At 70.4% G+C, this 4,645-nt stretch carries 4 protein-coding genes; all 4 read right to left on the bottom strand.

What is annotated here, in order from left to right:
* Window positions 1–113: 113 nt before the first annotated feature.
* On the bottom strand, window positions 114–2,183 hold the full coding sequence (locus Q664_RS22015) for a RecQ family ATP-dependent DNA helicase (RefSeq protein WP_043398963.1): 2,070 nt from the start codon (window positions 2,181–2,183) through the stop codon (window positions 114–116).
* Window positions 2,184–2,185: 2 nt separating this feature from the next.
* Window positions 2,186–2,500: a DUF3006 domain-containing protein gene (locus Q664_RS22010; RefSeq protein ID WP_043398961.1), complete on the bottom strand. Its 315-nt coding sequence runs from the start codon at window positions 2,498–2,500 to the stop codon at window positions 2,186–2,188.
* Window positions 2,497–3,270 (bottom strand): RadC family protein, encoded by a 774-nt coding sequence (gene radC, locus Q664_RS22005; RefSeq protein ID WP_052518488.1) that lies wholly within the window; start codon window positions 3,268–3,270, stop codon window positions 2,497–2,499. Before radC ends, Q664_RS22010 begins: the two co-directional genes overlap by 4 nt.
* Window positions 3,271–3,433: 163 nt before the next feature.
* A partial coding sequence (locus tag Q664_RS52475) for an Ig-like domain-containing protein (RefSeq protein ID WP_235216820.1) occupies window positions 3,434–4,645 on the bottom strand: 1,212 nt, incomplete at its 5' end.

Here is a 4,645-nt window from a genome sequence, read left to right as displayed (position 1 = left end):
CTTCCCTCTTGGACCGCGTGACCGCTGCGGACCGAAATGCGAATCGGGGCGAGGAACACGCGGATGCTGACCCTCACCCCCGCCCTCTCCCAGAGGGAGAGGGAGCCTCGCACTCAGTGCCGGGCGCTCCTCGACTTGCGCACCTTGGGCGGGACGGGAGCCACTGGAATGGGCTCGTGCCCGGCGGCTCGCGCCATGAGGCAGATCTCCACCACCTTGGGCCCGAAGCGCTCCCAGCGGCTCTCGCCCGTGCCCTTCACCGTGAGGAACGATGCCCTATCAATGGGCAACGCCGCGGCAAGCCCCCGCAGCGTTTCGTCATTGAAGATGATGAAGGGCGGCACCGCGAGATCCTTCGCGAGCTCCTTGCGCCAGCGCCGCAGCTCGGTGGCCGCCAGCTCGCTGTATCCGTCGGGACGTCCGGGAGCCAGCGTCGGCGTGGCCCGGGGCGCGGTGGCTGGACGGTCGAGCCCCTCCAGGCGCTTGAGCCGGCTCCCAGCGCACGTGTCGCAGTTGCCGCACGTGGCCTCCACGTCCTGCTGCCCGAAATACTGGAGGATGAAGGCCCGCCGGCACCGCTTCGTGTAGGCGTAGTCCGTCATCTGCTTGAGGTGCAGCAGCGAGCGCCGCTCCTGCTCGCGCACCTTGCTCAGGTCCACGCCCAGCTCGCGGAAGGGCACCGTGGACAGCGCGCGGATGGTGCGTCCGGAGAAGGGCCGGCGTACCTGCAGCGCTCCCGCCCGCTCCAGCAGCTTGAGCGCGTGTTGAATCTCGTCCCCGGACAGCCCCGTGCGCCGCGCGAGGATGGGCAGTTCGGTGGTGGCCGAGCGTCCCACGGGGAACGTCTCCAGCAACGATGCCAGCAGGCGCCTCGCGTCCGGGGCATGTGGCTGCGCGCCAGGCGCCTTCTCCGTCAGGGTGATGCCGTACTCCCCCTCGCCCCGGCTGCCACGCTCAATCTTTCCCTCGCGCTCCAGGATGCGCAGCGCGGAGGAGATCTCGAACTCGCTCGCGCCCGCCTGGGCCGCCAGCACGTGCTGGCCCTTGTCGTACTCGGGCACGGAGCGCAGCACGTTCCACAGGTCCGAGAGCACCGTCTCCGAGGGGTGGTTGCTCTCGATGAGCCGCTCCTGCGTGTACACGTCCGCGTGGTTGAAGAGCAGCGCCGCGAAGGCCGGGCCCCGGTCACGGCCCGCACGGCCGATCTCCTGGTAGTACGCCTCCACCGCCTTGGGGATGTTGGCGTGGGCCACGAAGCGGATGTCCGGCTTGTCGATGCCCATGCCGAAGGCGTTGGTGGCCACCGCCACCGCCTCCTTGGCGGACATGAAGTCGTCCTGGGCGCGGCGCCGCGCGTCGTCGTCCATGCCCGCGTGGTAGAGGATGGCGTTCACCCCCCGCTCCAGCAGCGCCGAGTGCGTGTTCTCCGCCGACTTGCGCGTGGAGCAGTAGATGATGCCGCTGCCGCCGCCCAGCGACGAGAGCCTCGCGCAGGCCCGGCGCTTCTCCTCGTCCCCGCTCACCTGGAACACCTCCAGGAAGAGGTTGGGACGATCGAAGCCCTCGGCGAACACCTGCGGATCCTTCATCAGCAGGGAGCGGACGATGTCGTCACGCACCTCGGGCGTCGCGGTGGCGGTGAGGGCCACGGTGCGCGGAGGACGCAGGCGCTTGCGCACCTGGCCGAGCTGCGCGTAGTCCGGCCGGAAGTCATGGCCCCACTGGGAAATACAGTGGGCCTCGTCCACGGCGAGCAGTTCCACGCCCACCTGGCTCAGCGCGTCCAGGAAGCTGGGGCTGCGGAAGCGCTCGGGCGCCACGTAGACGAGCTTGAACTCGCCGGCGCGCATGCGGCGGATGCGGTCCGCCCGCTCCAGGTCCGACAGGGACGAGTTGATGAACGTGGCGGAGATGCCGCGGCCAGAAAGCTGCTCCACCTGATCCTTCATCAGCGCGATGAGCGGGGAGATGACGAGCGTCACCCCGGACAGCAGCACCGCGGGGAGCTGGTAGCACAGACTCTTGCCCGCGCCCGTGGGCATGACCACCACGGTGTTGCGTCCGCTCAGGACGGAGCTGATGACCTGGGCCTGCCCCGGCCTGAACTCGCTCAGGCCGAAATGGCGGACCAGTCCCTCCTGGGCTTGCTCGTAGTAGGGGAGGGCCTCCGGCATCCGCCGCATATTCACTGTTCCTTATCGGCCGTCAACGACCCAGAGGCTCCTGAGTCCAGATCCAGCCCGTCAGGTACCGGGACGGCCAGGCGTGCCCGCCATTCGGCCACCTCCCGGGCCAGCCGGGCTCCGAGCTCGGCGTCCAGGCGGCCATCCCGCACCACGTCTCCTTCCCGTGCCCCCGGCGGCAGGGTGGAGCGCGGCACCGTCCGGGCCTTGCCGCCACCCACGGGCACCACCTGCGCCACCTCGTCCTCCAGCACCTCCACCTGCACCGCCCCGCCCGCCCCACCGCACGCCATAACACCCAGTGCCCCCAGCATCATCCACCCTCTCCCACCATGCTCCATGGCCCCCGGCCCTCTCCGCCCAGCAGCGGCAGCTCGCCCCGCTCCAGCAGCGACGCGTACGTCCCATCTCCAATCACCACATGGTCCAGCACCTTGATGCCCAGCACCCGGCCCGCCTCGATGAGCTGGGCGGTGAGGCCCAGGTCCTGCCCCGACGGCTCCGGGTCCCCCGAGGGGTGGTTGTGCGCCAGCACGATGGCCGAGGCTCTCGAGGTGATGGCCGCGGCGAACACCTCGCGTGGATCCACCGCGCAGGAGTTGATGGTGCCCTCGGCCACCCGGGCGTCGTGTAGCAGCACGTTGCGCGCGTTGAAGCACAGCACGTGGAATACCTCGCGCCGCAGCGCGCTCAGGTTGGGCGCCAGGTAGGCGGAGATCTCCTTCGGGGTCCGCAGGCGGGGCCGCCGCTCGGTGACCCGCTGGGCGCGGCGTCCCAGCTCCAGCGCCGCCAGCACCTGCGCCGTGCGCCCCGGCCCCATTCCTGGGCGCGCGCACAGCTCCCTCGGGTCCTGCTGCACCAGTTGCTTGAGCCCCCCTCGCGTGGCGAGCAGCGCCTCCGCCAGCGCCCGCGTGCGCGCTCCCGAGCCCAGCAACACGGAGAGAAGCTCCGGATCGGTGAGGGCCGCCGCCCCCAACCGGAAGAGGCGCTCCCGGGGGCTGTCCACCTCCGGGAGCTTCTCCCTCACCGACCCTTCGCCCGCCGACTCCTCCCACCCCACCGTCGCCACCGCCGCCGTCCTGTCCATCCCGCCCTCCGTCCGCGCCACGGACTTCTCACCACACCGCCACCCACGCCGCCCGCCCACCATCCCGCCCTTCATCCGTGCCAGCCGGTAGAGCAACACGCGTGCCGACGGTTCTTCCCTCGGGCGCGCCTGGCGCCAACCGTCTCGCCGCGCGTGAAACGGCTCACTCCGGGGACTGTGGGGCTCGTTCCCGCTCGAGCGGTGTTTGGCGTGGGGTGGGCCGGCGCGCACCACCTCGCCTGAGCAACAAGGCCACCAGCAGCCAGGCGCCGCTGGCCGGAAGGGCAGGGGCGGAGGCGCAGTTCCAGCCGTAATGGCTCCGGCGGGGCGAGAGCAGGAAGTCCACGGCGGCGGGCTCGCTGACGTTGCCCGCCTTGTCCATGCTGGTGACGGAGAGGGCATGGGGCTTCAGCGCCAGTGGTGCGGAGGACGTGTAGCTCCAGTCTCCCCTGTCATCCGCCGGCACCGTTTCAACCTCGACTCCATCCATCATCACCGTCACCGTGGTTCCCGGCTCCGTGGTGCCGGAGATCTCCGGGGTCTGGCGGGTGAAGAATTCCTGCCCCTGGAGTGGTTTTTTCACCCGTGGGGCCGCTGGCCGCGTCTCGTCCACGAGGATGAGCTGTCCACCGGAGGTGTCGGGGTGCGTGACTGTGAGGATGTAGTAGCCGGTTCGAACAGAGGGCAAGGTCACGGTGAACCCGGTGTCCGAGGCCGATTCCCACTGGGTGATATGTTTCAGCGCCCCACCCTCGACCGCCGTCAAGCTGAGCAGCTGGGGGAGGTCGCCGCCGAGCAGTCCGCGCCCGGTCAGCTCGAGACGGACTTCTGGCTTCCTTGCAGGGAGTTGATCGATTTCAGGGCGGGACGTCTCGTCCATGAAGGCCAGGGGGCCCGCGGAGATCTGGGCGCTGGCGAGGGGCCGTGAGTCCTCCACGCCCCCGGCGATCAGCACCTGGCCAGAGGGAAGCAGCGTGGCTGTTGCGTGGGAGCGTGCGGTAGCCAGGGGTTGCGCGTGGCTGCATGCGTCCAGGGCCAGGTCATACACCTCCGCTGTGTCGAGGTCCTGGCTTCCATTGCTCCCCCCGGCGAGCAGCACCTGGCCGGAGGGCAGCAGCGTCGCGGTGTGGGCGTAGCGGGAGGTGGCCAGGAACTCGTCGCGCCGGGACCAGGTTCCCTCCGCCGGGTCATAGAGCTCCGCGCTGCGCAGGGGCGTGCTCCCATGGCGGCCTCCCGCGAGCAGCACCTTGCCGGAGGGGAGCAGTGTCGCGGTGTGCGCGGCGCGGGCGGTGTCCAGGGGGGGCGCGAGGCTCCATGAATCACTCGCCGGGTCGTACAGCTCGGCGCTGGCGAGAGGCCGGCCGGAGTGTGCGGT

This window comes from Archangium violaceum Cb vi76, assembly GCF_000733295.1.
Lineage (GTDB): Bacteria > Myxococcota > Myxococcia > Myxococcales > Myxococcaceae > Archangium > Archangium violaceum.
Note: the sequence above shows the minus strand (reverse complement) of the source record. Positions and strands in the feature narration are given on the sequence as shown.

What these genes read in the sequence shown, in the direction of transcription:
- radC (WP_052518488.1), bottom strand. Translation starts at nt 3,270, where the DNA reads ATGGACAGGACGGCGGCGGTGGCGACGGTGGGGTGGGAGGAGTCGGCG.
- Q664_RS22015 (WP_043398963.1), bottom strand. Translation starts at nt 2,183, where the DNA reads ATGCGGCGGATGCCGGAGGCCCTCCCCTACTACGAGCAAGCCCAGGAG.
- Q664_RS22010 (WP_043398961.1), bottom strand. Translation starts at nt 2,500, where the DNA reads ATGATGCTGGGGGCACTGGGTGTTATGGCGTGCGGTGGGGCGGGCGGG.